We start from the raw sequence: 26,779 nt of genomic DNA, 5'->3' as shown, positions 1-26,779 counted from the left end.
GAATTTTCGGGTCTGCCGCGTTTGAACCCGGCCGCAGCGATGCGGCCGGGTTTTTGTCTTTGAATCCGCCACAATCTCGCGCCACTATCCAGGCATGAGGATCGCGATTCTGGCCCTGATCGGCATGCTTGCCGCCCCCGCCGCCGCTTTGGCCGACGCCAGGCCGGCCGGCGATCCCGAGCTCGACCGCCTCTATGAACGCCTTGCCAAGGCCCAGTCGGAAAAGGAAGCCGACAACATCGCCCTTGCCATCGAACGGGTGGAGCTGCGCTCGGGCAGCGATACCACCGACCTCTTGATGGACCGGGCGCTGACGGCGATCAAAGCCTCGAATACCGACAAGGCCATCAAGATCCTGAATGCCGTCATCCATCTCAAGCCCGATTACGCCGAGGCCTGGAACAAACGCGCCACCGCCTATTACCTGAAAAAGGACTATGCCCGCTCGATCGCCGACGTCGCCGAGACGCTCAGGCGCAATCCGCGCGAATATGGCGCCTGGAACGGGCTGGCCATGATGCTGGTCGACCTGGGCGACAAGAAGAATGCCTATGAGGCACTCAAACATGCGCTGGCGATCAATCCTCATATCGCCGGCGCGCGCAAGATGATGGACGAGCTCAAGTCCGAAGTCGAAGGACGCGATATCTAAGGCTCCGGGACAGCAAGCTTCGGCCGGCCTGGGGGACGGTGCTTGTAAAGCAGCATACGAGATGCTCGCCGGACAGCTTGGCGACCCGCCATAATATTGGAGGGTCGATCTCCAGATCGACCGTCTTCGCCCACAATCAAGCATGACCTTTCCTGGAGCAAAGCCTGTTCGAGCGTGAACGCTTATTTTCTCTAACTCATTGTTCTATCGTCTTTGCGATTCTTGGTGACTCTGTCTGATCGCAACACACTAGAGATGGTCGATCTGGAGATCGACCCTCCATGCTCCTGCGTCCTTGCCGGAAAGCTGGCACCCATAGGCTGGAAGCTTGCGATCCCGGGGGACTTTCGACCTCACGGCAAAACGGCTAGAAGCATATCTCCTAGCGATACCAGCACGCCAAAAGGCCGCGATTGACCCTCTTTCTGCTCTTTATCGGCATCCTCCTCCTTGCCCATGTGCTCGGAGCCATCCAGGCCACCAATGTCATCGCCGCCCGCATTGCCGAGGAAAATCCGCCCGAAGGGGTCTTCGTGCCCGTGCCCGGCGGACGGCTGCACCTGATCGATCTCGGGGCTGGCCATGGCAGCGAGAGGCTGCCGGTCCTGCTCCTGCATGGCGCCACCTCCAATGCCCGCGACATTGTCCACGGCATCGGCGAGGACCTGGCGCGCCAGCGCCGGGTGATCGCGGTGGACCGGCCCGGACATGGCTGGAGCGACCGGCCGAACGGCAGTCGCGATGCCGCCACCGCGGCGCAGGCCAAGCTGGTGATGGCCGCCCTGGACACGCATGGGATCGATCGCTTCATCGTCGTCGGCCATTCCCTCGCCGGCTCGCTCGCCACATTGTTGGCCGTCGAACACAAGGATCGGGTTGCCGGCCTGGTGGTGCTGGCCGGGGCTACCCATCCCTGGCCGGGCGGCATCAACTGGTATTACCGTCTCGCCGCCCTGCCGGCGCTCGGGCGGCTCTTCGTGCACACCGTGATGACCCCGGTCGGCAGCTGGGGCCTGAAGAAGGCGGTCGAGGATTCCTTCCGGCCGGGTAAGGCACCGGCCGACTATGTCCGCAAGGCCAGCGCCGCCTTGGTGCTGCGGCCGAACGAGTTCCGCTGGAACGGGCAGGATGTCGCCGCCCTCAAGGCCTGCCTGATGGTCCAGTCTCTCCGCTATCACCGGATCACGGTCCCCACCGCCATCATTGCCGATCCGGCCGATCACGTGGTGTCGACCAGCATCCATGCCGAGGCGCTGCACCGGCAGGTGCAGGGGTCCCGGCTGGTCCTGGTTCCCGGCGGTGGCCATCAGATCCACTACACGGCCAAACAGGTGGTGCTGGAGGAGATCGGCCGCGTCGCCCAGGCAGCCGACGAGCTCCACTCGATGCGACAGGCTGCGCAATAGTTAGCTGCCTATTTAAAGGCAAATCCGGAGTCGCTGCTTCCGCAAGCACCGCAACCCGAGGTGGGCCCGGCCGACGCTCCTCCCCTCTATTGCGGACTTTTGGTTGAATTTCTTGGCTTTAAACCAGAATAAAAAATATTAGCCGGCAATTTTATTGCCGGCTAATTTGTCTACGGAACCGTCGCGAGGGCGATCAGGGTCCTTCGCCACCATCGGCGCCGATCACGGCGATGCGCACCATATTGGTCGCGCCCGGCGTGCCGAAAGGTATGCCCGCCATGATCAGCACACGCTGACCGGTTTGCGCGAAGCCGTCCTGCGAGGCATGGCGGCAGGCGCGGTCGACCATGTCGTTGATGTCGCGGGCATCGTCGGTAAGCACGGCATGCACGCCCCAGACCAGGGCAAGCCGGCGCGCCGTGCCGACATTGGGCGTCAGCGCCAGCAGAGGCTTCTCGGCACGTTCGCGGGCGATACGGATACCGGTCGAGCCCGAGGCCGTCCAGGCGATCAGGGCGGAGAGGTCGAGCGTTTCGGAGATGGTGCGCGCGGCCGCCGCAATGGCGTCGGCACCGGTCTGCTCGGGCTCGCTGCGCTGAGCGTTGATGATGGTACGGTGCAGGGCGTCGCGCTCCACCTCCTCGGCGATGCGGTTCATCGTCGCCACCGCCTCGCGCGGAAATTCACCGGCGGCGCTTTCGGCCGAGAGCATCACGGCATCGGCGCCCTCATAGACGGCCGTCGCCACGTCCGAGACTTCGGCGCGCGTCGGCACGGGGGAGGTGATCATCGATTCCAGCATCTGGGTGGCCACCACGACCGGCTTGCCGAGCTTGCGCGCACCGCGCACGATGCGCTTCTGCAGGCCCGGCACCTTTTCGAGCGGCAGTTCGACGCCAAGGTCGCCGCGCGCCACCATCAGGGCATCGGAGGCTTCGAAGATCTCGTCGAGACGCAGGATGGCCTGCGGCTTTTCGATCTTGGACATCACCAAGGCGCGGCCCTGGATGATCTCGCGCGCCTCCAGAATATCCTCGGGACGCTGCACGAAGGAGAGGGCGACGATGTCGACGCCGGCGCCAAGTCCGGCCTCCAGGTCAGCATGGTCCTTGGGCGTCATCGCCGAGACGGCGATTTCGGTGTCGGGCAGGGAAACGCCCTTGCGGTTCGACATCTTGCCGCCGACGACGACCTCGGTGACGGCGCGGTCGCCGGTTGCCTCGGTGGTCTTGAGCCGCACCTTGCCGTCGTCGAGCAGCAGCGTATGGCCGGGCCGCAGGGCCGACAGGATTTCCGGATGGGGCAGGTAGACCCGGCTGGCGTCGCCCGGCGCCGGGTCCGAATCGAGGGTAAAGCTGGTTCCATTGACCAGTTGCACAGCGCCACCGGCGAATTCGCCGATCCGCAGCTTGGGGCCCTGGAGGTCGAGCAGGATGCCGATCGGCCGGCCACATTCCTTTTCGACGTCACGGATCAGGCCGACCATTTCACGCATGCGGTCATGCGAGGTGTGGCTCATATTGATGCGGAACAGGTCCGCACCGGCGCGGAACAAATGGGCGATCATCTCCCGCGACGACGAGGCAGGACCCAAGGTGGCGAGAATTTTTACTTTTCGCTGGCGTCGCATACGACTGTTTCTTTCTTGTCTTGGTATTTTGCGCGGATCTCGGCGCGCTGATGCAGCGCATCCGCAAGGATGAGATGGCACTCTAGTCCGATTTTCACGCCAGTTAAGTGACATAAATGCCACGCTGGCCCGCTAATTCGCCCATGGCGTTTTGCAAGTGAGTGAAATCACCCCGGATCGCAAGGACACGTCGAAACCCCATCCATGGTCCGTAACAGCTTCTAGGGTGCCGAGGTCGGTCGCTCCGGCGGCAGAGGGGGGGCGGGCGTGCCTGGCGTGCCTTCCGCAGGGGGAGGTCCGTCGGCGCCGGGCTGCGGTGGAGCCGTATCCTGCGGCGGCTTGTCGGGAGTCGGCGGAACGGGGCTTGGCGGGTTCGGCGGCGGCGCGCCTTCGCCGGGAGGCTGCGCCGGCGCCGCGGGAGCCGGCGCGTCCTGCGGCGTCATCGGCGACGGCGTCGCGGGCGAGACCACCGGCGGCGTGGTCACGGCCGGCGGATTGGCCGGAGCGGGCGCCGCACCGGAAGCAGGCGGAACGGCGGGCACCGGCGCCGCGGGAGCCGAAGGCCCCTGCGCGGGCGGGGTGTCGGCCGGAGCGTTCGATTTGGGCTTCGCCCCGTTCTGGGCCTGCTCGGAAAGCTGGACCGTCCAGGCCTTCTGCTCGCCGGTGTCGATCTCGAAATAGCCGGTGCGGTTATAGCCGCGCGCCAGGCAGTTCTCGAAACCGCGAATGGTGAATTCCTTGTCGCGCGAGCACATGAAGGCGTTGCCGCTCCATTCCCCGCCCTGGTCGTAGTCGACCGCATAGACATAATAGAACCGTGCTGCCAACGGACCCTTCAGGATGGACTCGCAGCTGCGTGCCGCGACGTTCCACCAGCCCTCGGTGAGCCAGCCCTGCTTGTCGCGATAGCCGACGGCGACGCCCACCCGGCTCGACGTATTGTTGCACAGGCGGAAATCGGCCATGGCCGGGCTGGCTGCAAGCAACGGCGCTACGCAGATTACGGCTGCAGCAAACGGGAGACGAAGAGAGGAAGAGATCATCCGGAGCGATTCGACCTAGAAGCAGTGATGGACCATGGCTAAGGTTTCGTTCGGACGCAAGAAAGGCGGCAAGAAGGCGTAAATCTTGGTTGCCGCCCCCTGAGTTCCTGTCCCGGCGCCTTCCTCAGGCCTGTCGCGGGCGCGAGACCCAGATGCCGGCGATGATGACCAGGCCGCCGAGCGCCTGCAGCAGGGAGACCGGCTCGTCCAGGATCAGCCACCCGAGCGCCGCTGCCGCCACCGCCTCCAGGAAGATCACCAGCGAAGAGAACACCACCGGCAGCGAGCCGAGCGCGACCGACAGCAGCCCCTGTCCGCCGGCATGGCTAACCCAGGCGAGAGCGATCAGGACGAGCCAGCCCGTCGCTCCGGCCGGCAGGAAGCGCTGACCCAGGGTCTGCGTGGCCCACAGCGCGGCCCCGGCCAGAATCACCACGGTCACCACCGACATATAGAAAGTGAGTCGCGCGGCGCGGTGGCGAAGCCTCGCCTTCTCCACCGCCAGGAAATAGGCGCCGAAGAAGAGGCCCGTCACCCCGGCAAAGCCGTCGCCGACGAGATGGCCAGGCGCCAAGCCGAGCGATTGGGCGACCAGCGCCAGCCCGCCCAGCAGGCACAGGCCGAGGCCGATCAGCGCGGCACGGCTCGCCTTGCGCCGATAGACCAGCCATCCCAGGACCACCACCCAAAGGGGCGCCATGGTGGCGAAGAAAGTGGCGTTGGCCACCGTGGTATTGGTGATGGCGAGATGCCAGAAGAAGAGGTCGGCGGCAAAGAACACGCCGGTGGCGATCACCGGCAGGGAGAAGGCGGGGCCGGTGTCCGGCGCGCCCGCCTTGCTTTCTTCGATGCGCATCCAGGCGTAGAGCACCGGCAGCGCCAGCAGTACCCGGTAGAAGGCGCTGGCGAAGGGCCCGACATCCGTCAGCCTCACCAGGATCGGCGAAATGCCCATCGCTATGGCACCGGCGATCAGCGCGGCAAAAGCAGGCCAGAAGGCGCTTGGCGCCGGGGCTGCGGACTGGGCTGCAGTGGTCATCCGATCACGGTTCCTGGCGAATCAATGCTGCCGGCAAGTCGCCTTCGAAGGGTTGGTTCTCACGCCGCCGCGAGAAAACACGGGCGGGAAAGGCGCATTGGCGGTGGCGCCAGCTCCGGCACGTCTTTATGCTGCCTGCTTCGATACCACAATGTCAGCATCTCCCTTGCAGTCCGATTTTTCGCCCATCGAAAGGCTGGATGGCCAGCCCGACTCCGGTCTCATCCTGCTATGCGACCACGCCTCCAACGCCCTGCCCGCCGAATATGGCACGCTGGGCCTGCCGCCGGCGCAGCTCGAGCGTCATATCGGCTACGATATCGGTGCACGGGCGGTCACGCTGGCCCTGTCGGCGCGGCTGAGGGCTCCTGCCTTGCTCACCCGCTTTTCGCGCCTGCTGATCGATCCCAATCGCGGTGCCGACGATCCCACATTGGTGATGCGCCTGTCCGACGGCGCCCTGGTGCCCGGCAATGCCCGGGCCGATCATGCCGAGATCGCCCGGCGGATCGAACGCTTCCACCGCCCCTATCATCGGGCGATCGGCGATCTCGTGAACGACAAGCTCGCCCACGGCATCGTGCCGGTGCTGTTTTCGGTGCATTCCTTCACGCCGGTCTGGCGCGGCGTGCCACGCCCCTGGCACGTCACCTTGCTCTGGGACAAGGATCCGCGCATCGCCAGGCCGATGATCGAGGCCTTCAAGCGCGACCCCGCCCTGGTGGTGGGCGATAATGAACCCTATGACGGCGCCCTTGAAGGCGACACGCTCTATCAGCATGCCACGCTGCGTGGCCTGCCCCACGCCCTGATCGAATTGCGACAGGACCTGATCGGCACCCAGGAGGGTGCCGAGGATTGGGCCGACCGCATCGCCCGCGCCCTGTCGCCCCTGATCATCGATCCCGCCATCCGGCGCATCGAGCATTGGGGATCGCGCACAGGACCTCTGGCCCAGCCCTCGCACCGATGAGGGACGGTGAGGAAATCCCTAGAGCAAAGCGCGTTCAAGCGTGAACGCTTATTTGCTCTAACTCATTGTTCTGACGCGTCTTTGCGATTATAGGTGACTCCGTCTAATCGCAAAACGCTCTAACCTTTGTCGGAAACTCTGGACCCTGGTTTCAAGGCGCCTTTGCGATTCTCGGCGGCTCCGTCAGGGTGCGAAATGCGGTGGGACTTGACCCGACTCGGCTTTATCAGCCACATCCGCCCCCAAATTTGTCTCAGGAGTAAGCAATGACGGACGCAACATCGGTCGCCGCGGACCAGCTCAAGTCGATCATCGAGCGCATCGAACGTCTCGAAGAGGACAAGAAGGCGATCGCCGACGACATCAAGGAAGTCTATGGCGAGGCCAAGGCCAACGGCTTCGATGTCGCCATCCTGCGCAAGATCGTATCCCTGCGCAAAAAGCCGGCCGCCGAGCGCGCCGAAGAAGATGCCATCCTGGAGCTCTACCTCCAGGCTCTCGGCATGGAGTAAGGCTTCGTCCGTCAATAAGCGGACCGGCTTGGCTCGAACTGTGCCATGCCCGCGCCAAGCCGGGCCCGACAGAGGCGGCGCTTGGATTGTTCGCGGACAATGGCTATCGGCGGGATGATCCCTGGCGATGCCTGCTGACTAGAGCAAAGTGCGATTTCTCGAATCGTACTTTGCTCTCCAGCTTTTTGTTTGACGCGTTTTCCAATCGAAAAACCGGCCGGCTTTTCCGGAAAACGCTCCGATGGCCTCAATTGTGGCGCGTGGTGACCCAATAACGCGGGCCGGGGCCGAGCCGGCCGGCGCGATCGTCCGGATTGGCGAGCTGGCAGAATTCCAGCGACAGGCAGCCGCAGCTGATGCAGCGCGTGAGGCCGCTCTTCAACCGCTGAAGCTCGGCGATCCTGGCATCGATCCGCTCGGTCCAGGGCTGGGACAATTGCGCCCAATCCTCGCCGCCCGGAACATGATCGGTGGGCAGCCTCGCGAGTTCCTGCCCGATCTCCTCCAGCGACATGCCCAGGCGCTGGGCGAAAACGATGAAGGCGATGCGCCTGAGCGTCGAACGCGGAAAGCGCCGATGCCCGGAACCGGCGCGTTCGGCCCGGATCAGGCCACGCTCCTCATAATAGCGCAGGGCCGACGCCGCGACGCCCGACCGGCGTGAAATCTGATTGATGGTAAGGGTCGGATCCATGCCGGCATGAAAGCATATTTATCGCTTGATCTCAAGTTCACTTGAACTTGTAGAAGAACTCTTCCTTCCATTGGAGGCTGAGTTTGATGACAATTCGAGCGACCGAGCGATCGGAAAACGCGAAATATTCCGGCTTTCGCTGCGTTGAGCCGGAAAGCCAGGGGAGGCCGGCATGAGCGGGCAACCCCTGCGCCTCGGCCTGATCCATGGCAGCAGCCGCCGCGGCCGCTTCTGCGACACCGTCGCCGGATGGACGCATTCGCGGATTGCCCGCACCCGGCAATTCGACATCGACATCATCGATCCGCAGCAATTGGACCTGCCGGCGCTGCTGCACCAGGAGGATTGCCCGGCCAGACAGGCACTGCGCGGCCGGCTGGCCGAGGCCGACTGCTTCGTCCTGGTGACGCCGGAATACAATCACGGCTATACGGCCGCCGCCAAACTGATCATCGACGCCGCCAGCCGTGAATGGGCCGAAAAGCCGGTCGCCTTCGTCTCCTATGGCGGCATTTCCGGCGGATTGCGGGCGGTCGAGCAATTGAGGCTGGTCTTCGCCGAGCTGCATGCGATCGCCCTGCGCGACTGCGTGAGCCTTGCCAATGCCTGGCGGGCAATCGATGGCGAGGGCCGCCTCATGCCCGGCCCCGAGGCCAGCCAGGCCATGGACATGCTGATCGGGCAGCTTCACCGCTGGGCAGGCACGCTCAGGCAGGTCCGGCAGATGGATGCCGCCATGGCTTCGGCATAGACCTGGCGAACCTCGGCCGTGCCGCAGCCCGCCACATCAAATAGGTGTCAATCTTCATGAGGGGTGATAGTACCTCCAGCCAGTAGCGAAGCAGCCGCGAATTTGCTCAGATGGCACGACAGGCTCGCGCCCGGCGGCCTGCGGGGAAGACGGCACAATGGTCAGCGATGTCGCCATCATCGGCGCAGGGGTCGTGGGTTGCGCGATCGCCCGACGCTTTGCGCTGGAAGGGCTCGCCGTCACCCTGATCGAAGCCGGCGGTGATATCCTGTCCGGCGCCAGCAAGGCCAACAGCGCCATATTGCATACGGGTTTCGACGCCCCGCCCGGCAGTCTGGAACACGCCTGCATCCGCGACGGCTATGCCGAGTATCTCGAGATCCACCAGGCGCTCGGACTGCCGCTCCTGCGCAGTGGCGCCCTCGTCGTCGCCTGGGACGAAAGCGAGGAAGCCGGCCTCGAAGGCATCCGCGCCAAGGCGTTGGAGAACGGCATCGACAATGTGGCTGTGATCGGCCGGGCGGAGCTGCGCGCCAGGGAACCGGGCTTGTCCGAATCGGCACGCGCCGCCCTTTTCGTGCCGGACGAGGCGCTGATCGATCCCTGGAGCCCCTTCCTCGCCTATGTCGAGCAGGCCATGGCGCATGGCGCGACCGTCCTGCGCGGCACGCGCGTCACCGGCGGCCAGTTCAATGGCCTGCTGTGGCGCCTCGAAACCACGGCCGGGCCTGTCGAGGCCTCGAGCGTGATCAATTGCGCCGGCAATCATGGCGACGAGATCGACAAGGCGCTGCTCGGCCACAGCGCCTTCGAGATCCGTCCGCGCAAGGGCCAGTTCGTGGTGTTCGACAAGGCGGCCTACAGGCTGGCTTCGGCCATCATCCTGCCGGTGCCCAATGAGCGCACCAAGGGTGTGGTGGTCACGCGGACCGTCTTCGGCAATCTGCTCGTCGGTCCCACCGCCGAGGAACAGCAGGAGCGCGACCGGGCCGATGTCGACCGCGGCGCGCTCGAGGCCCTGATCCGCCGCGGCATCGAGATCCTGCCGGCCCTGGCCGGCATGCCGGTGACCGCCTGCTATGCCGGCCTGCGGCCCGCCACGGAAAAGAAGGACTATCGCATCGACGCCTATGCCGAGCGCAACTGGATCAGCGTCGGCGGCATCCGTTCGACCGGCCTGTCCGCCTCGCTCGGCATCGCCCGCCACGTACTGAGGCTTTACCGGGAGGCAGGAGGCACCATCGCGCCGGTCCCGCCCGCTCCTGCCTCTCCGGTTCCCAATCTCGCCGAGCATCTGCCGCGTGACTATGGCCGGCCGGGCTATGAGGAAATCATCTGCCACTGCGAGCTGGTGACGAAGCGCGAGATCGAGATCGCCTTGTCGCGTCCGCTGGCCGCCCGCGATTTCGGAGGCCTGAAGCGCCGCACCCGTTGCGCCATGGGGCGCTGCCAGGGCTTCAACTGCAGCGCCAGGCTGGCAAGCCTGACACAGGGCCGTTTTGCCGTACCCCTCGACAGCGGAGCGGCGCGATGAGTGCGGCCGAGAGGATGGCGCCGGATGTTCTCGTGGTCGGCGGCGGCCCCGCCGGCCTGTCGGCGGCGACGACGCTCAGGGAGCTGGGTGTGGGCAGGGTCGTGCTGCTCGAACGCGACACGGTCGTGGGCGGCATTCCGCGTCATTGCGGCCACTCGCCCTTCGGCATGCGCGAGTTCCGCCGCATCCTCTCGGGCACGCGCTATGCCGCCCGGCTCGAGGCCCGGGCGAAGGACCGGGGAGTCGAGATCCTCACCCGCCACTCCGTGCTCTCGGTCCAGGACGGCGCGGTGAAAGCGGTGTCGCCCGACGGATCCGTCGAGTTCAGGCCGAGGCGCATCCTGCTCGCCACCGGCACGCGCGAGGCCTCGCGGGCCGCGCGGCTGGTATCGGGCGAGCGCCCGCTCGGCATTCTCAACACGGCGGCGCTGCAGGCCTATGTGCATCTGGAAAAGCTCGCGCCCTTCCGCCGGCCGGTGATCGTCGGCACCGAACTGGTGGCGATGTCGGCTATCCTCACCTGCCTATCGGGCGGCATCCGGCCAGCCGCGATGATCGAGCCGAACGCCCGCCCGACGGCCCGCTTCCCCTTCGGGCTGCTGCCGCGCCTGCTCGGCATTCCCGTGCATTATCGCAGCGAGATCGGCACGATCAGCGGCAAGGGCCGGGTGCAGGAGGTCGTCGTGCGCTCGGAAGCGGGAGACCGCAGCATCGGCTGCGACGGCGTGCTGTTCACCGGCGCTTTCACGCCGGAATCGGCCCTGGCCCGCCTGGCGGGTCTGCCCATCGACGCGGGCAGCGGCGGCCCTGTCGTCGATGCCTTCGGCCGCACCCGTGACGGTGCGATCTTCGCCGCCGGCAATCTGCTGCGGCCGGTGGAGACCGCCGGCTGGTGCTGGGCGGAGGCGCGACGCATCGCCGGCAGCATCGCGCACGACCTCGAAAACGGGCTGCCTGCCCGCCAAGCCACGATTCCCCTGCGTATCGGTGCGGGCATCAAGCTGATCCTACCCCAGGAAATCGATCGCGGGGGAATCGGGCACGCCGATCTGCCGCGCGCCTTGCCGGAACTCCAGTTGCGTCTGTCGGAACGGCTTAGAGGGACCCTCACCCTTTCGGCCGGCGGCGCCGTGCTGTGGTCGCGGGCCATCGCCTCCGGGCCGGAACGGCGAATCCTGATTCCCACCGCGCGTCTCGCCATTCCGCCCGCAGCGGCCGAGCTGACATTGCAAGTGGTCCAGAGCAAAGCGCCATAGGAGCAGTTCTCGATGGCAAATATCGTGGCAATCGACCAAGGCACGACCTCCACCCGGTCCCTCCTGGTGGGCGAGGACGGCGCCATCGCCATCGTCAAGGCGATCCGGCATGGCCAGCGCCATCCCCATCCGGGCTGGGTCGAGCATGATCCGGAAGAATTGCTGGCCAATATCCGGATCTGCCTGGAAGCAGCCGGCCCGGCGGCGGCGATCGGCCTTTCCAACCAGGGAGAAAGCTGCCTGGCCTGGGACGCGGAAACCGGCAAGCCTCTCTCGCCGGTGATCGTCTGGCAGGACGGCCGCACGGCGGATATGGTCGAAGGACTGCGGGCCGCCGGCAAGGCCGCTGCCGTGCTGGAACGGGCGGGCCTGCCGCTCGACCCCTATTTCTCCGCCACCAAATTCCGCTGGATGCTCGACAACCTGCCGGAGGTCGCCCAGGCCCGCGCTGCGGGACGGCTGCGCCTTGGCACCACCGATGCCTTCTTCCTGCAGCGCCTGACAGGCGAATTCGCCACGGACGCGACCACGGCTTCCCGCACCTCGCTGATGAATCTGGCAACCGGGGCGTGGGACGAGGAACTCTGCGCCCTGTTCGGCGTGCCCCTCGACAGCCTGCCGCCGATCCGGCAGACCGTGGCGGCTTTCGGGAAGACGCAGACCGGCCCGATCACCGCCTCGCTGGTCGACCAGCAGGCCTCCCTCTACGGACATCGTTGCCGCCGCGCCGGCGACCTCAAGATCACCTTCGGCACGGGCGCCTTCTGCCTGGCCGTCACCTCGACAATTCCCAAGGCGCCCGCGCTGACCGGCGGCCTCCTGCCGACGGTGGCGTGGCATATCGGCGATCGCCCGACCTATGCCCTCGACGGCGGCGTCTATGATGTCGGCTCGAGCATCGAATGGGCGATCAAGACCGGGGTCGCCAGCGGCGTCGACGATTTCCATCAATTCCGGCGGCCGCCGGCAATCGAGCGCGGACTCGTCTTCGTGCCGGCGTTTTCAGGCCTCGCCTGCCCGCATTGGGACCGCACCGCCGCCCCCGTCATCATCGGCCTGACACCGGCCTCCGATTTCGCGGATCTGCGTCAGGCCCTGCTCGAAGGCATTGCGCTGCTCACCTGCGACATCCTGGCGGCCATGGAGGCCGAAGTGCAGACGGGCGATGTGATCGCCATCGATGGCGGCTTGTCGCGCAGCCCGTATTTCTGCCAGTTCCTGGCCGACAGCGCCGGCAAGGCCGTCGCCTTGTCCGATTTCGACGAGACCACGGCCTTGGGCACGGCCCAGCTCGCGGCCCTCGGCATCGGGGTGGAGATACCCGCCGTCTCGGCTTCGAACCGGAAATTGTACGAGCCCAGGGATGCGCCCCGCGAGCGCTGGCGCGGGCGCTTCCGCACCGCCGTCGAGCGCACGTCGGGCTGGCGCTGAGAGCCCCTGGAACATTGCCGGGAAAAGTTGGCTAAATGTGCCTTCCCTGATTTTGGTGGGGCCTTGGCGACAGCGGCGAGCAAGGTGGTGGTTTTCAGTTCAGATCCGGCAAGACCCGTCACACGGCGGATTGCGCGCTCAGCAGGCCCAGGGCACCCAGGTCGCGGCGCAGGGTTTCGGGGTCGCGGAAGCGGATCGCCTTGAAGCCGAGGCGTGAGGCTGCGGCGATATTCTCCGCATTGTCGTCGATGAAGACGCAGGCGGTGGCCGACAGGCCCGTTTCCTGCAGGAACAGCTCGAAGATCGCCGGATCCGGCTTGGCCAGTTTTCTCTCGCCCGAGACGATCAGCACCTCGAAATAGGACAAGAAAGCGTAGCGCTCGGCTGCGATCGGAAAGGTTTCGGACGACCAGTTCGAGATCGCATGCAGGGCCACTTCCGCCCGGCGCAGCTCCTCCAGAATGGCGACCGTCCCCTCGATGGCACCGCCCAGCATCTCGGGCCAGCGCGTGTGAAAGGCCGAGATCAGCTCGCCATGATGGGGAAATTCTGCGGAGAGCTCGGCCACCCCTTCGGCGAATGGCTTGCCCGCATCGAACTGGCCGTTCCACGCCGGCGTGCAGACCTCGGCGAGGAAGCGGCGGGCCGCCTCCTCGTCCGGCAGAAGCCGGCGGTAGAGATAGAGGGGATTCCAATCGATCAGCACGCCACCGAGATCGAACACCACCGCCTCGATTGAATCTGCCACAGCCTTCTCCATTGCCTGTTTATGCGCTAATCTGCATGATTATGCGCTTTTACGCAAATTCATGCGTGAACGCAATACCTCGCCACGCCCGCCTTTCCGGCATGCTGCCTAATATCGCGCCTTGCCTCGCCGACGCTCTCGCCTGAAATTGCGGGCATGAATGACGCGCCCCTGCATGTCCTGCTGATCGACGACAATGCGATGAGGGCTTCCATCATCGAGGAAGGCCTGCGCGAGGCTGGACATCAGCGCGTCACCATCATTACCCAGATGCGCCACTTGTTGCGGCAGGTCGTGGACGCGGATCCCGACGTGATCTTCATCGACCTGGAGAACCCCAATCGTGACGTCCTGGAGCAAATGTTCCAGGTCTCGCGCAGCGTGCACCGCCCGGTGGTGATGTTCGTCGACCAATCCGACAAGGCCGCGACCGAGGCGGCCATCGATGCCGGCGTCTCGGCCTATGTGGTGAACGGCCTGCGCAAGGAGCGCGTCCGGCCGATCCTCGACATGGCCATCAGCCGCTTCAACGCCTTTCATCGCCTGCGCGAGGAATTGGACCGCACGCGCCAGGCGCTGGAGGACCGTAAGACCATCGACAAGGCGAAAGGAATTCTCATGAAAAGGCGCGGTATCAGCGAGGAGGAGGCCTATGCCCTGCTGCGCAGCACGGCGATGAACGAAAGCCGGCGCGTGGCCGAGGTGGCACGCAGCCTCGTCACCGCCGCCAGGCTGCTGGACAAATAGGCCGATGATGAGCGGTTACGCGGACGGCGACGAAATCCGGGAGTATGCGCGATGAGAAACAAGGGCAGGGATGGCGCCGCAGACCTGACGCTCGGTTTCATTCCGCTCGTCGACGCCGCGCCCCTGGTCGTCGCCAGGGAAAAGGGCTTTGCCGCTGCCGAGGGCCTCGATCTCACGCTGGCGCGCGAGACCTCCTGGGCCAATATCCGCGATCGCGTCATGCTCGGCCATTTCGATGCCGCCCATATGCTCGGGCCGATGCCGATCGCCTCCACGCTCGGCATCGGGCATGTCGAAGTGCCGATGATCGCGCCCTTTTCGCTGGGCCTGGGCGGCAATGCCATCACGCTCGCGCCGCCGCTCTTCGCCCAGATGGAGGAAGAGGGCGCGGTTCTTGCCGCCGGCCCGGCCGCCATCGGCACCGCCCTGGCCAAGGTCGTCGTCAAAAGACAGGCAGCGGGGCAGTCTCCCCTCACCTTCGCGGTGGTGCATCCCTTTTCGGGGCATAATTACGAGCTGCGTTATTGGCTGGCCGCCGCCGGCGTTGACCCCGACAGGGATATCCGGCTGGTCGTCCTGCCGCCCCCCTTCATGGTCGACGCCATCAGCGAAGGCCAGATCGACGGTTTCTGCGTGGGCGAACCCTGGAACTCCCTCGCGGTCGAGGCCGGGGTTGGCGTGATCGCCGTGACCAAATCCACCCTCTGGCGCCAGGGCCCCGAGAAAGTGCTGGGCTTCCGTGCCGATTTCGCCGAGCGCGCCCCGGACCGTCTCGCCGCTTTGCTGCGCGCCCTGCATGCCGCGGCCCGCTGGGCGGGCGAGGCCGGCAATCGCGAGGAACTTGCCCATGTTCTAGCGGCGTCCGTCTATCTCGACAGGCCGCCCGCCATCATCGCCCGAGCGCTGAGTGGCAGGCTGGTGCGACGCGAGCGCGAGGCCGCGGCCGAGATCCCCGATTTCCTGGCCTTCCATGACCACGCCGCCAACTTCCCCTGGGCCAGCCACGCCCTCTGGTTCTATTCGCAGATGGTGCGCTGGGGCCAGGTGGACTACAGCGCCGCTCTGGCCCGCCGGGCTGGCCAAGTCTACCGCCCGGACCTCTATCGTGCTGCCCTCGCCGGCACCGGCATCGACCTGCCCCGGGCAAGCGCCAAGGTCGAGGGTGCCTTGCGGCAGGCGACGCCGGTCGCCTCGCGCCACGGCACCATGGTGCTCGGTCCGGATGGCTTCTTCGACGGCAGGCTGTTCGATCCCGACGACATCGAAGCCTATCTGCGCTCCTTCGGCGTGTCGGCCTCCGGCTGACATATCGGCCGGCTAGCCGTCGCCGGAGGCCGACACTCCGTCGTTTCCTGCTTGGCGCTGAAAATATCGGCAAATCCATGCTGCGGCGCACAATATTTGATCTTGCCTAAAAAAGCAGCCTGCTTCTAAACTGCACATAATGAGAGACAGAGGTCTCTTTCCGCGTCTGGGTCAATGACGGCCCGATAAGCGGCTTTTCCTTGAAGATTCTGGGCTCAAGAGCCCGGCGTCCATCGATGGACGCGAAACGGCAGCGCCGCCGAACGATTCCTGCTGCCCTTTTGATCGGCGGGAATGGTTCGGCGGCTTTTTGTTTTGGCGCATTCAGCACGCGGAACACGACGATGCAGACGCGGGACTTTCTCAAGGCCGGGCACTGGCCCACCCTCTTCGCCGCCTTCTTCTATTTCGACATGAGCTTCATGGTCTGGGTGATCCTCGGGCCCCTCGCCGTCCAGATCGCCAGCGACCTTCACCTCGATGCCGCCCAGAAGGGCCTGATGGTGGCGCTGCCGGTGCTCGCCGGTGCCTTCCTGCGCGTGGTCAACGGCTTCCTGGTCGATTATCTCCGGCCCAAGCTCACCGGCATCCTGGCGCAGCTCGTGGTGATCGGCGGCCTCGTCGGCTTCTGGGCCGTCGGCATCGGCTCCTACAGCCAGCTGCTGTTCCTCGGCCTGATCCTGGGCATGGCCGGAGCGTCCTTCGCCGTGGCGCTTCCCCTCGCCTCGCGCTGGTATCCGCCGCAGTATCAGGGCATAGCCCTGGGCATCGCGGGCGCCGGCAATTCAGGCACGGTGTTCGCCGCCTTGTTCGCACCGCTGCTCGCCACCATGGTGGGCTGGACCAATGTCATCGGCCTTGCCGCCATCCCGCTGGTCGTCGCCCTCGCCGTCTATCTCGCCTGCGCCAAGGACAGCCCGAACCAGCCGCCGGCTAAATCGCTCGGCGAATATGCAACGATCCTGCGCCAGCCCGATGCCTGGTGGTTCATGTTCTATTATGCCGTCACCTTCGGCGGCTTCTCGGGCCTCGCCTCCTCGCTCGGCTTCTACTTCAATACGCAGTATGGGCTGGACGCCGTCACGGCAGGCTATTGCACGGCCGCCTGCGTGTTCGCCGGATCGCTGTTCCGCCCCATCGGCGGCGCGGTCGCCGATCGCTTCGGCGGGATCCGTGTTCTCAGCGCGCTCTACGCCATCGCCGCCGTCGCCCTGATCCTGGTGAGCTTCGGCTTCGCCCAGCTCTGGCTCGGCCTCGGTATCCTCGTCGTCGCCATGCTCGCTCTGGGCATGGGCAATGGCGCTGTGTTCCAGCTCGTGCCGCAGCGCTTCCGCGCCGAAATGGGCGTCATGACCGGGCTGGTCGGCATGACGGGCGGCGTCGGCGGCTTCTATCTCGCCTCCAGCCTCGGCCTCTCCAAGCAGTTCACCGGCAGCTACCAGGCCGGCTTCCTGATCTTCGCCACGCTCGCCGTCCTCGCCCTTGTCGCGCTCACCCGGGTCAAGCGCCGTTGGCGCGCGACCTGGACCCTGCAGGACGGCGTCGCGACGGCCCGCATCTGAGGACGAGACATGACGGAAAAGCTCCTGATCATCGGCAACGGCATGGCCAGCGTCAGGCTGTGCGAGGAACTCGCCGCCCATGCGCCGGGCCGGTTCGAGACCAGCGTCGTCGGCGCCGAGCCGCGGCCGGGCTACAACCGCGTGCTGCTCTCCGCGCTGCTCGCCGGCGATATCGGCCGGGACGCCATCGCGCTGCGGGACGAGGCCTGGTATGGCGCCCAGGGCATCCGCCTGGTCACGGGACAGACCGTCACCGGCCTCGATCCGGCCGCCCGCACGGCCCACCTCGCCAACGGCACCGCCCTGTCCTTCGACCGGGTGGTGCTGGCAACCGGCTCTTCCGCCATCCGCCTGCCGATTCCCGGCATGACGCTGCCGGGGGTGACAACCTTCCGCGACTTCGCCGACCTGCCGGCCCTGCAGGAAGCGGCCCGCCTCAACCGCCGCATCGCCGTGATCGGCGGCGGGCTGCTCGGCATCGAGGCCGCCTATGGCCTGGCCAAGGGCGGGGCCAAGGTCACCCTGGTCCACGTCATGGACCGCCTGATGGAACGCCAGCTGGACCGACGGACAGCCGCCTTTCTCAAGCGCGCGGTGGAGCGCAAGGGCATCCGCGTCCTGCTCAATGCCCAGACCCAGGAGGTCGAGGGCGAGGACAAGGCGCAGGCTCTCCTCTTCGCCGACGGTTCCCGCCTGCCCGTCGACATGGTGGTCGTGGCCGTGGGCGTGCGCCCCAATACCGGCCTCGCCAAGGCCGCCGACCTGCCGGTTGGCCGCGGCGTCCTGGTGGATGACGGCCTTGCCACCGTGGTGCCCTTCATCCACGCCATCGGCGAATGCGCCGAGCATCGCGGCCAGGTCTATGGCCTGGTCGAGCCCGCCTATGAACAGGCGCGCGTGCTGGCGCGCCGCTGGGGCGGCGACACCAAGGCCGCCTATGAGGGCACCGCCCTGTCGACCAATCTCAAGGTCTCCGGCATTCCGGTGTTCTCGGCCGGTGACTTCCTCGGTGACGGCAATGACGACATCCTGCTGGAGGACCGCGGCGCCGGGCTGTGCAAGCGCCTGGTGCTGAAGGACAACCGCCTCATCGGCGCCGCCATGGTCGGCGAGGCCGAGGATGCCGTCTGGTACAAGGAGCTGATCCGGGCCGGCAGCGACATCTCCGCCATCCGCGAAAGCCTGATCTTCGGCCGCGCCTTCTGCGAAACCGCCCCCTCGCGGGTTCTGAGGGAGGCCGCATGATGGGTGGCGACTTCACCTCCGACCAGAAACGCTATCTCGAAGGTTTCGTCTCCGGCATGCAGGCCGTCGGCGGCGCCAAATCGGCACCCGCTGCGGCAGCGCCGGTCCCGATGGGCCCGGACGCCACGCATCTTCAGGCGCAGGACGCCGTGACCGCCGGCGGCGGCAAGCTCGTCGACCAGGAGAAATGGAAGCGGGCCGAACATCCCTTCGACGCCTATCCCCGCCTGAAGGCGCAGGCGAAGGACGGTGCATTTCCCAAGCCCGAGGACAATTTCCGCTGGCGCTATTTCGGCCTGTTCTATGTGGCGCCGGCCCAGTCGAGCTACATGGTGCGGCTGCGCATTCCCAACGGCATCCTCAACCATTGGCAGTTCGCCGGCATGGCCGATGTCGCCGAACGCATGGGCGGGGGCTATGCCCATGTCACCACCCGGGCCAATCTGCAGATCCGCGAGGTGATGCCGGACAATGCGCCCCGCGTGGTCGAGGCGATCCAGGATCTCGGCCTGTGCTCGCGCGGTTCGGGCGCCGACAACATCCGCAACGTCACCGGTTCGGCCACTGCCGGCATCGATCCCCAGGAGCTGGCCGACACCAGGCCGCTCGCCCGCGAATGGCACTATCACATCCTCAACGACCGTTCGCTCTACGGCCTGCCGCGCAAGTTCAACGTCGCCTTCGACGGCGGCGGGCGCATCGCTACGCTCGAGGAGACCAACGATATCGGCTTCCAGGCCGTGCGCATCGGCGGCGAGATCTGGTTCCGCCTCGTCCTGGGCGGCATCACCGGCCATCGTGACCTCGCCCGCCCGACCGGCGTGTTCTGCAAGGCCGAGGAATGCTGCGCCATCGCCGATGCCATCGTGCGGGTGTTCATCGACAAGGGCGACCGCACCAACCGCACCAAGGCGCGCATGAAATATGTCCTCGATGCCATTGGCTTCGAGGCCTATCTCAAGGCGGTGGAGGCCAAGCTCGGCCGCAAACTCACCCGCCTGTCGGAGGACGGGGCCGAGCCGCGCCCCGCCTTCGACCGCCTGGCCCATATCGGCGTGCATTCCCAGAGCCAGCCCGGCCTGAACTGGATCGGCGTCACTCTGCCCGTCGGCCGCATGGACGCTCCCCAGATGCGCGGGCTCGCGGCCATTGCCCGTGATTTCGGTGATGGCGACGTCCGGCTCACCGTCTGGCAGAACCTGCTGATCTCCGGCGTGCCGGATGGCAAGGTCGAGGACGCCAAGGCCGCGATCGAGGCTCTGGGCCTCGATTGGAAGGCGACCTCGCTACGCGCCGGCCTGGTGGCCTGCACCGGCGCCACCGGCTGCAAGTTTGCCGCCGCCCACACCAAGGAGCACGCGCTGGAGATCGCCGATCACGTCGATGCCAGGCTTGCGCTCGACGTGCCCGTCAACGTGCATCTCACCGGCTGCCATCATTCCTGCGCCCAGCACTATATCGGTGATATCGGCCTGATCGGCGCCAAGGTGACACTGAACGAGGAAGGCGACCAGGCCGAGGGCTATTCGATCGTCGTCGGCGGCGGTTATGGCGACCAGGCCAGGATCGGCCGTGAACTCTGGAAGGAGATCCGGGCCGAGGATTGCGCCGGCAAGGTCGAGGGGCTGCTGCGGGCCTATCTGGAGCGCCGCAAGGGTCCGGCGGAGAGCTTCCAGGCCTTCACCAGCCGGCACGAGCCGGAGGCCCTGCGCGGCCTGGTCGACGACAGGGAGCATGCCAGCGTATGAACATGATCGCCATCCCGCCCCAACGTTCGCTCATCCCTGAAGGCGCGCCCTTCAGCCCGGAGCAGAGAGCCTGGCTCGACGGCTTTTTCGGTGCTGTCCTCGCCGCCCAGGGCGGCATGGCTGTTGCCGACCTGCCGGCATCGGATAGCCCCGGTTCCGCTCAACCCGCCGGCCCCACTTTGGCCGACAATGACGAGGCTCCCTGGCACGATCCGAGCATGGGCCTCGAGGAGCGGCTTGCCTTAGCCAAGGACAGGCCGCTGGCACCACGCCTGATGGCGGCAATGGCCCAGCAGGATTGCGGCCAATGCGGCTACAACTGCGCCGACTATGCCAACGCGCTCTTTCTGCGCAAGGAAGAACGCCTCACCTTGTGTGCGCCCGGCGGCAAGGAAACCGCCCGCATGCTCAAGGCCCTGGCGCAGGAGATCGGGCAGGACGCCATCGCTTCGCCCGCGAGCGCCGCCGCGAGGGCCGAGAATATCCAGGCCGAGGTCGGCGAGCCCCCGGCTGCTGGCCTGCCCGGCCGCTCGCGCGACAATCCGGTCGCGGCACGCTTCCTGTCGCGCCGCCGGCTCAATGGCGAGAAATCCGCCAAGACGACCTGGCACGTCGAGTTCGACCTCTCCGATAGCGGGCTCGATTATGTCGCGGGCGATAGTTTCGGGGTGATTCCCCGTAATCAGGCGGGCCTCGCCGACCAGATCATCGCCCTGCTCGGCGCGCGCCCGGAGGCGCTGATCGATGGCAAAAGCCTGCGCGACAGGCTGATCGAGGACGTTTCGCTCGGCACGCCGCCCGACCCCCTGTTCCAGCTCCTGTCCTATCTCAGCACCGGGGACCTGCGCCGCAAAGCCCGGGCGCTGGCCAATGGCGAGGACCCGGACGGCGATGCGGCGACGCTCGACGTGCTCGCCGTGCTCTACAAGTTCCAGGGCATCCGCCCCGGCGCCGAGGCTTTCCTCGAGACCCTCGATCCCCTGCAGCCGCGGCTCTATTCGATCTCCTCCTCGCACAAGGCCAATCCGGGCCGGATCTCGCTGACCGTGGATACGGTGCGCTACCGCATCGGCGCGCGCGACCGGCTGGGCGTTGCCTCCACCTTCCTGGGCGAACGCATCGCCGAGGGCGAGGAACTCAAGGTCTATGTGCAGAAGGCCCATGGCTTCCGCCTGCCGGAGAAGGGCGACACCCCGGTGATCATGGTCGGCCCGGGCACGGGCGTCGCCCCGTTCCGCGCCTTCCTGCAGGAGCGCAAGGCAGAGGGCGCCTCCGGGCGCAACTGGCTGTTCTTCGGCCACCAGCATCGCGACCATGATTTCTTCTATGAGGAGGAGTTCGCCGCCATGCGCGAGAGCGGTCTGCTCACCCGCCTGTCGCTGGCCTGGTCGCGCGACGCCGAGGGCAAGTTCTACGTGCAGGACCGCATGCGCGAGGTCGGCGCCGATCTCTGGCGCTGGCTGGCCGAGGGCGCCCATTTCTATGTCTGCGGCGATGCCAAGCGCATGGCGCGCGATGTGGAGCGCGCTTTGGTCGACATCGTGGCGCAATGGGGCGCGCGCTCCACCGAGGAGGCGGCCAGCTTCGTCAACGCGCTGAAAAAGGCCGGCCGCTACCAGGCCGACGTCTATTGAGGGGGAGCGGCGCGATGATACCCTTACCCAAAAAAAAGGCGCGAATACCCTTCTCCCCTTGCGGGAGAAGGTGCCGTAGCGTGGTCCTTTCAGGACCACGCGTTCAGGTTAAGAAATTGGGGGCGGATGAGGGGAGAAACGCAACCTTGGTAGGTATCCGCCGCCCCCCCTCATCCGACCTCGCTACGCTCGGCCACCTTCTCCCGCAAGGGGAGAAGAGTACTCGCGCCTTCTCGTGCAGGCCCCGGAGACCTCGTCCATGAACGTCTCCATGCCCACCCCCGATCCTTCGACGATCACGCATGCCCCCGCCCCCGTGCGCACCACCTGCGCCTATTGCGGGGTCGGCTGTGGCGTCGTCGCCACCGCCGACGGCAAGGGTGGTGCCACCATTGCCGGGGATGCCGCCCATCCCGCCAATCAGGGCCGGCTCTGCGTCAAGGGGGCGGCGCTCGGCGAGACGCTGGCCACCGGCCATCGCCTCCTCCATCCCACCATCCACGGCGTGCGCACCACCTGGAACCGCGCCCTCGATGCCGTCGCCAAGGGATTCAGGGACACCATCGAGCGCCATGGCCCCGATGCGGTGGCGCTCTATCTCTCGGGCCAATTGCTGACCGAGGACTATTACGTCGCCAACAAGCTGATGAAGGGCTTCATCGGTTCGGCCAATGTGGACACCAATTCGCGCCTGTGCATGGCCTCCACCGTTGCCGGCCATCGCCGCGCCTTCGGCGCCGACATCGTGCCGGGCTGCTATGAGGATCTCGATGAAGCCGATCTCGTCGTGCTGACGGGCTCCAACACGGCCTGGTGCCATCCCGTGCTCTGGCAGCGCATCGAGCAGGCCCGCACCCGGCGCGGCACCCGCGTCGTGGTGATCGACCCCCGCCGGACGGTCACGGCCGACAGCGCCGACCTGCATCTTGCCGTGGCGCCGGGCATGGACGCCGTTCTCTTCGCCCGCCTGCTGGTCGAGATCGCCGAGGGAGGGGCCGTCGACACCAACTATGTCACCCGCCACACCGACGGGTTCGAAGCCGCTCTTGCCAATGCCCGGGAGATCGCACCCAGCCGCGCCGATGCTGCCGCCCGCTGTGGCCTCACAGAACAGGCCCTCGCCGCCTTTCTCGACTGGTGGATCGAGACGCCGCGCGTGGTCACCTGCTTCAGCCAGGGCATCAACCAGTCGGCCCAGGGGACCGACAAGGTCAACGCCATCCTCAACGTCCATCTCGCCGCCGGCCGCATCGGCAGGCCCGGCTGCGGGCCCTTCTCGCTCACCGGCCAGCCCAACGCCATGGGCGGGCGCGAGGTGGGCGGGCTCGCCAACCAGCTCGCGGCCCATATGGGGTTTTCGCCGGACGAGGTGGATCGCGTCGGCCGCTTCTGGCAGGCCCCTGGAATGGCTGGGAAGGAAGGCCGCAAGGCTGTCTCGATGTTCGAGGCGATCGAGCGCGGCGAGATCCGCGCGCTGTGGGTGCTTTGCACCAATCCGGCCGCCAGCCTGCCGCGCGCCGACGCCATGCGTTCGGCCCTGCGCCAGCTCGATTTCCTCGCCGTCTCCGAGGTCAGTGCCCATGTCGACGGCCTCGCCGAGGCCGCGACCGTGGTGCTGCCATCGGCCGCCTGGGGCGAGAAGAACGGCACCGTCACCAATTCCGAGCGGCGGATCTCGCGCCAGCGGCCCTTCCTGGCGCCTCCCGGCGAGGCGCAGCCAGACTGGTGGCAGATCTGCGAGGTCGCCAGACGGCTCGGCCATGGGCAGGCCTTCGATTTCGCCTCGCCCGCCGCGATCTTCCGCGAGCATGCCGCCCTGTCCGCCTTCGAGAATGACGGCGCGCGCCTGTTCGACATCGGCGCCCTCGCCGACCTCACCGACCAAGCCTATGATGCCCTGGAGCCCGTGCAGTGGCCGCTGCCGTCGGGCCGGGATGCCGGCACGCAGCGCCTGTTCGCCGATGGCGGCTTCGCCCATGCCGATGGCCGCGCCCGCCTCGTCCCGCTGGCGCCGCCGGCGCTGTCGGCTCCGCCGACCGCCGAGCATCCGCTCCTGCTCAACACCGGCCGGGTGCGCGACCACTGGCACACCATGACCCGCACCGGGCTCAGCCCGCGCCTGGCCCAGCACCGCAACGCTCCCTTCGTGGAAGTGCATCCCGCCGATGCCGAGCGCTTCGGCCTGGAGGATGGCGCCTTCGCCGCCGTAAGCACCCGGCAGGGCCAGGTCGAACTGCGCGTGGTGGTCACCGACAGCCAGCAGCCCGGCTCGATCTTCGCGCCGATCCACTGGACCGATGCCAATGCCGCGCGCGCCCGCGTGGGCTCGCTCGTGCATGCCCGCACCGACCCCGTCTCCGGCCAGCCCGATTCAAAGACGGTGCCGGCCTCGATCCGGCCCTGGGCGATGCAGGCGGAAGGTTTCATCGCCTCGCGCCGCCGCCTGCCCCTGCCGGCCTGGCTCAGCCATGCCCGCATGACGGTCGCAGATGGCGAGATCGTCCATTTCGCCAGCCCGCGTGCGCCGGGAGCGCTGCACGATCTGCTGTCGAACTGGCTCAATCTGTGGACGAGCCCGCTGCATCAGCGCAATCCCGCCGCCGATCTCTACCGCTCGGCCTCGATCGTCGATCATCGCCTCGAGATCCTGCTCTCGACCGGGCCGCGCCGTGACGAGGACGCCATAGCCTGGGCCACGGACCTGCTGGCCCGCGAACGGATCGACGCCGCCACGCGCCGTTTCATCCTGGCCGGGCGCGCGCCCGACCCGGGCTTGCGGCCGAGCCGGCAGGTCTGCGCCTGTTTCGGCGTCGACGAGGCTCGCATCGAGGCGGCCGCCCGCGGCGGCGCCGACAGCGTCGAGGCGATCGGCGCGGCCTTGAAGGCCGGCACCAATTGCGGGTCCTGCCGGCCGGAAATCCGCAAGATCCTGGAAGGCTGTCGTCAGCCGGCTTGAGCAAGCCTCAGCGTCGTGGCAGAGACAGCCCGGCATCGGGAAGGAGGCGGACGAGACGTCCGCCCTGTCTTGTTCACTCGCCCCGAGCGATCCAGCGGGATGCCTTCTCGGCGATCATCAGCGTTGGCGAATTGGTGTTGCCGCTGGTGATCGCCGGCATCACGCCGGCATCAACCACGCGCAGGCCCTCGACGCCGCGCACGCGCAGATGGCTGTCGACCACCGCCTCGGGATCATCGGCCCGGCCCATCCGGGTGGTGCCGACCGGGTGGAAGATGGTGCTGGCGATGTCACCGGCCAGGCGCGCCAGTTCCTCGTCGGTCTGGAACTCGATGCCCGGCTTCCATTCCACCGGCTTGTAGGGGGCCAGCGCCTTCTGGCTCACGATGTTGCGGACATGGCGCAGGCTGTCGGCGGCGACCTTGCGGTCCTCCTCCGTCGAGAGATAGCTGGGCGCGATGGCCGGCGCATCGCCCGCGCGGTTGGAGCGGATGCGTACGCTGCCCCGGCTGGTCGGATTGAGATTGCACACGCTCGCCGTGAAGGCCGGAAAATCGTGCAGGGGCTCGCCGAAGGCGTTCAGGCTGAGCGGCTGCACATGATATTCCAGATTGGCGTAGGGGCGGCCGGGGTCGGAACGGCTGAAGGCGCCGAGCTGGGAGGGCGCCATGCTCATCGGCCCGCTGCGGCGGAGCATATATTCGAGGCCGATGCCCATCTTGCCGGTCAGGCTGCTCGCCAATGTGTTGAGGGTGCGGGCCCCCTCGATCTTGAACACCGCCCTTATCTGCAGATGGTCCTGCAGGTTCTCGCCGACGCCCGGCAGGTCATGCACGACCTCGATGCCATGCGACTGCAGCAGGCCGGCCGGCCCGATGCCGGAAAGCTGCAGGATCTGTGGCGAGCCGACCGCGCCGGCCGACAGGACGACCTCGCGCCTGGCCTGGACCTCGACGCGCTCGCCGCCGCGCCGCAAGATCACGCCGGTGCAGCGGCGACGGCCGTCATCCCCGGCCGCGAAGGTCAGGCGCTCGACCTCAGCCTGCGTCCACACGGTGAGATTGGGACGCGAGCGCACCGGCCGCAGGAAAGCCTTGGCGGTGTTCCAGCGCCAGCCGGCCTTCTGGTTGACCTCGAAATAGCCGACGCCTTCATTGTCGCCGCTGTTGAAGTCGTCGGTGCGGGGCACGCCGGCCTGCACCGCCGCCTCGGCGAAGGCATCGAGGATGTCCCAGCGCAGGCGCTGCTTTTCGATGCGCCATTCGCCGCCATGGCCGTGCATGTCCGAAAAGCGGCTATTGTCGCCGGTGACAGGGTCGGCGCCGCCGTCGAGGCGATAGTGATTCTCATGCGCCTTGAAGTCGGGCAGGCTGTTGGCCCAGTTCCAGGCCTCGTCGCCGGTCGTGGCGGCCCAGCCGTCATAATCGCGCGCCTGGCCGCGCATGTAGATCATGCCGTTGATGGACGAGCAGCCCCCCAGCGTCTTGCCGCGCGGATAGCGCAGCGAACGCCCGTTGAGGCCCGGCTCGGCCTCGGTCTGGTAGAGCCAGTCGGTACGCGGATTGCCGATGCAATAGAGATAGCCGACGGGAATATGGATCCAGGGATAATTATCCGGCCGCCCCGCTTCCAGCAGCAGGACATGGCGGGCCGGATTGCTGGAGAGCCGGTTGGCCAGCAGGCACCCGGCCGAGCCGGCTCCCACCACGATGAAATCGAACGGGCCCGCCAAAGAGCCGGACTGCTCAGCCTTGCCGCGCGACATGCTTCCACCCTCGATAGTTCAGCCATCAGTCATAGCCGGGCTTGGCGGTGCTCTCCAACCGGAAATGCACGGGTCGCCCGGCGCCGCCCTGCGAGAGGGCGCGACCTTGGAAGAACGGCCTGGAAGCATGACCTGGACGGGAGTGAAG

The 26,779-nt window shown here is 66.8% G+C and carries 20 protein-coding genes and 1 pseudogene; 15 read left to right on the top strand and 6 right to left on the bottom strand.

Features of this window, described 5'->3' with window-relative positions; translation table 11 throughout:
- Positions 1–94: 94 nt before the first annotated feature.
- Positions 95–652, top strand: coding sequence for a tetratricopeptide repeat protein (locus tag J8I29_RS09455; RefSeq protein ID WP_209431454.1), 558 nt, complete (start codon positions 95–97; stop codon positions 650–652).
- Positions 653–1,065: 413 nt separating this feature from the next.
- Positions 1,066–2,058, top strand: a complete 993-nt coding sequence (locus tag J8I29_RS09450) for an alpha/beta hydrolase (protein WP_209431453.1) — start codon at positions 1,066–1,068, stop codon at positions 2,056–2,058.
- 193 nt (positions 2,059–2,251) lie between these two features.
- Here J8I29_RS09450 and pyk read toward each other — a convergent pair whose 3' ends face one another.
- From pyk to J8I29_RS09435, 3 genes and pseudogenes are all read right to left on the bottom strand, one after another.
- Positions 2,252–3,688: a pyruvate kinase gene (gene pyk / locus J8I29_RS09445; RefSeq protein ID WP_105860996.1), complete on the bottom strand. Its 1,437-nt coding sequence runs from the start codon at positions 3,686–3,688 to the stop codon at positions 2,252–2,254.
- Positions 3,689–4,314: 626 nt separating this feature from the next.
- Positions 4,315–4,731: pseudogene (locus J8I29_RS29995) on the bottom strand (DUF1036 domain-containing protein); the annotation flags it as partial.
- Between the two features lie 124 nt (positions 4,732–4,855).
- Complete coding sequence (locus tag J8I29_RS09435; RefSeq protein ID WP_209431451.1) at positions 4,856–5,770, bottom strand: DMT family transporter; 915 nt, start codon at positions 5,768–5,770, stop codon at positions 4,856–4,858.
- Positions 5,771–5,921: 151 nt separating this feature from the next.
- Here J8I29_RS09435 and J8I29_RS09430 point away from each other — a divergent pair, with 151 nt between their 5' ends.
- Positions 5,922–6,743: an N-formylglutamate amidohydrolase gene (locus J8I29_RS09430; RefSeq protein ID WP_209431450.1), complete on the top strand. Its 822-nt coding sequence runs from the start codon at positions 5,922–5,924 to the stop codon at positions 6,741–6,743.
- A gap of 266 nt (positions 6,744–7,009) precedes the next feature.
- The gene (locus J8I29_RS09425; RefSeq protein WP_105860992.1) at positions 7,010–7,255 is read left to right on the top strand and encodes a DUF2312 domain-containing protein; all 246 of its coding nucleotides are present in this window, start codon (positions 7,010–7,012) and stop codon (positions 7,253–7,255) included.
- A gap of 247 nt (positions 7,256–7,502) precedes the next feature.
- Here J8I29_RS09425 and soxR read toward each other — a convergent pair whose 3' ends face one another.
- Positions 7,503–7,949 (bottom strand): redox-sensitive transcriptional activator SoxR, encoded by a 447-nt coding sequence (gene soxR / locus J8I29_RS09420; protein ID WP_105860991.1) that lies wholly within the window; start codon positions 7,947–7,949, stop codon positions 7,503–7,505.
- Between the two features lie 172 nt (positions 7,950–8,121).
- On the opposite strand from soxR, the gene J8I29_RS09415 reads away from it, so the two are divergent.
- The 4 genes from J8I29_RS09415 to J8I29_RS09400 all read left to right on the top strand — a co-directional run bounded on the left by J8I29_RS09415 (position 8,122) and on the right by J8I29_RS09400 (position 12,921).
- Positions 8,122–8,700 (top strand): NAD(P)H-dependent oxidoreductase, encoded by a 579-nt coding sequence (locus J8I29_RS09415; RefSeq protein ID WP_209431449.1) that lies wholly within the window; start codon positions 8,122–8,124, stop codon positions 8,698–8,700.
- Positions 8,701–8,857: 157 nt separating this feature from the next.
- Positions 8,858–10,234 carry an NAD(P)/FAD-dependent oxidoreductase gene (locus tag J8I29_RS09410; RefSeq protein ID WP_209431448.1) on the top strand — a complete coding sequence of 459 codons (1,377 nt, stop codon included), beginning with the start codon at positions 8,858–8,860 and terminating at the stop codon, positions 10,232–10,234.
- Complete coding sequence (locus tag J8I29_RS09405) at positions 10,231–11,490, top strand: FAD-dependent oxidoreductase (protein WP_209431447.1); 1,260 nt, start codon at positions 10,231–10,233, stop codon at positions 11,488–11,490. The genes J8I29_RS09410 and J8I29_RS09405 overlap by 4 nt, the downstream gene beginning before the upstream one ends.
- A 12-nt stretch (positions 11,491–11,502) precedes the next feature.
- The gene (locus J8I29_RS09400) at positions 11,503–12,921 is read left to right on the top strand and encodes an FGGY family carbohydrate kinase (protein ID WP_105860987.1); all 1,419 of its coding nucleotides are present in this window, start codon (positions 11,503–11,505) and stop codon (positions 12,919–12,921) included.
- Positions 12,922–13,039: 118 nt separating this feature from the next.
- On the opposite strand, the gene J8I29_RS09395 is transcribed toward J8I29_RS09400, so the two are convergent.
- Positions 13,040–13,669 (bottom strand): HAD family phosphatase, encoded by a 630-nt coding sequence (locus J8I29_RS09395; RefSeq protein WP_348535996.1) that lies wholly within the window; start codon positions 13,667–13,669, stop codon positions 13,040–13,042.
- Between the two features lie 156 nt (positions 13,670–13,825).
- Between J8I29_RS09395 and J8I29_RS09390 the strand changes: the two genes are divergently transcribed.
- The 7 genes from J8I29_RS09390 to J8I29_RS09360 all read left to right on the top strand — a co-directional run bounded on the left by J8I29_RS09390 (position 13,826) and on the right by J8I29_RS09360 (position 24,866).
- Complete coding sequence (locus J8I29_RS09390) at positions 13,826–14,416, top strand: ANTAR domain-containing protein (RefSeq protein WP_209431445.1); 591 nt, start codon at positions 13,826–13,828, stop codon at positions 14,414–14,416.
- 51 nt (positions 14,417–14,467) lie between these two features.
- Positions 14,468–15,721, top strand: a complete 1,254-nt coding sequence (locus J8I29_RS09385) for a CmpA/NrtA family ABC transporter substrate-binding protein (protein WP_209431444.1) — start codon at positions 14,468–14,470, stop codon at positions 15,719–15,721.
- 344 nt (positions 15,722–16,065) lie between these two features.
- Complete coding sequence (locus tag J8I29_RS09380; protein ID WP_105861327.1) at positions 16,066–17,283, top strand: nitrate/nitrite transporter; 1,218 nt, start codon at positions 16,066–16,068, stop codon at positions 17,281–17,283.
- A 9-nt stretch (positions 17,284–17,292) separates the two neighbouring features.
- The gene (locus J8I29_RS09375; protein ID WP_105860983.1) at positions 17,293–18,528 is read left to right on the top strand and encodes an FAD-dependent oxidoreductase; all 1,236 of its coding nucleotides are present in this window, start codon (positions 17,293–17,295) and stop codon (positions 18,526–18,528) included.
- Positions 18,528–20,276: a NirA family protein gene (locus J8I29_RS09370; RefSeq protein ID WP_209431625.1), complete on the top strand. Its 1,749-nt coding sequence runs from the start codon at positions 18,528–18,530 to the stop codon at positions 20,274–20,276. Before J8I29_RS09375 ends, J8I29_RS09370 begins: the two co-directional genes overlap by 1 nt.
- Complete coding sequence (locus tag J8I29_RS09365) at positions 20,273–21,910, top strand: sulfite reductase subunit alpha (RefSeq protein ID WP_209431443.1); 1,638 nt, start codon at positions 20,273–20,275, stop codon at positions 21,908–21,910. The genes J8I29_RS09370 and J8I29_RS09365 overlap by 4 nt, the downstream gene beginning before the upstream one ends.
- Before the next feature lie 259 nt (positions 21,911–22,169).
- Positions 22,170–24,866, top strand: a complete 2,697-nt coding sequence (locus J8I29_RS09360) for a nitrate reductase (RefSeq protein ID WP_209431442.1) — start codon at positions 22,170–22,172, stop codon at positions 24,864–24,866.
- Positions 24,867–24,939: 73 nt separating this feature from the next.
- Here the strand turns inward: J8I29_RS09360 and J8I29_RS09355 are convergent, their stop codons facing one another.
- Entirely contained in the window at positions 24,940–26,631 is a 1,692-nt protein-coding gene (locus J8I29_RS09355; RefSeq protein ID WP_209431441.1) for a GMC family oxidoreductase N-terminal domain-containing protein, read from the bottom strand.
- Between the last annotated feature and the right edge of the window lie 148 nt (positions 26,632–26,779).

The organism is Labrys sp. LIt4 (assembly GCF_017813775.1).
Taxonomy (GTDB): domain Bacteria; phylum Pseudomonadota; class Alphaproteobacteria; order Rhizobiales; family Labraceae; genus Labrys; species Labrys okinawensis_A.
Note: the sequence above shows the minus strand (reverse complement) of the source record. Positions and strands in the feature narration are given on the sequence as shown.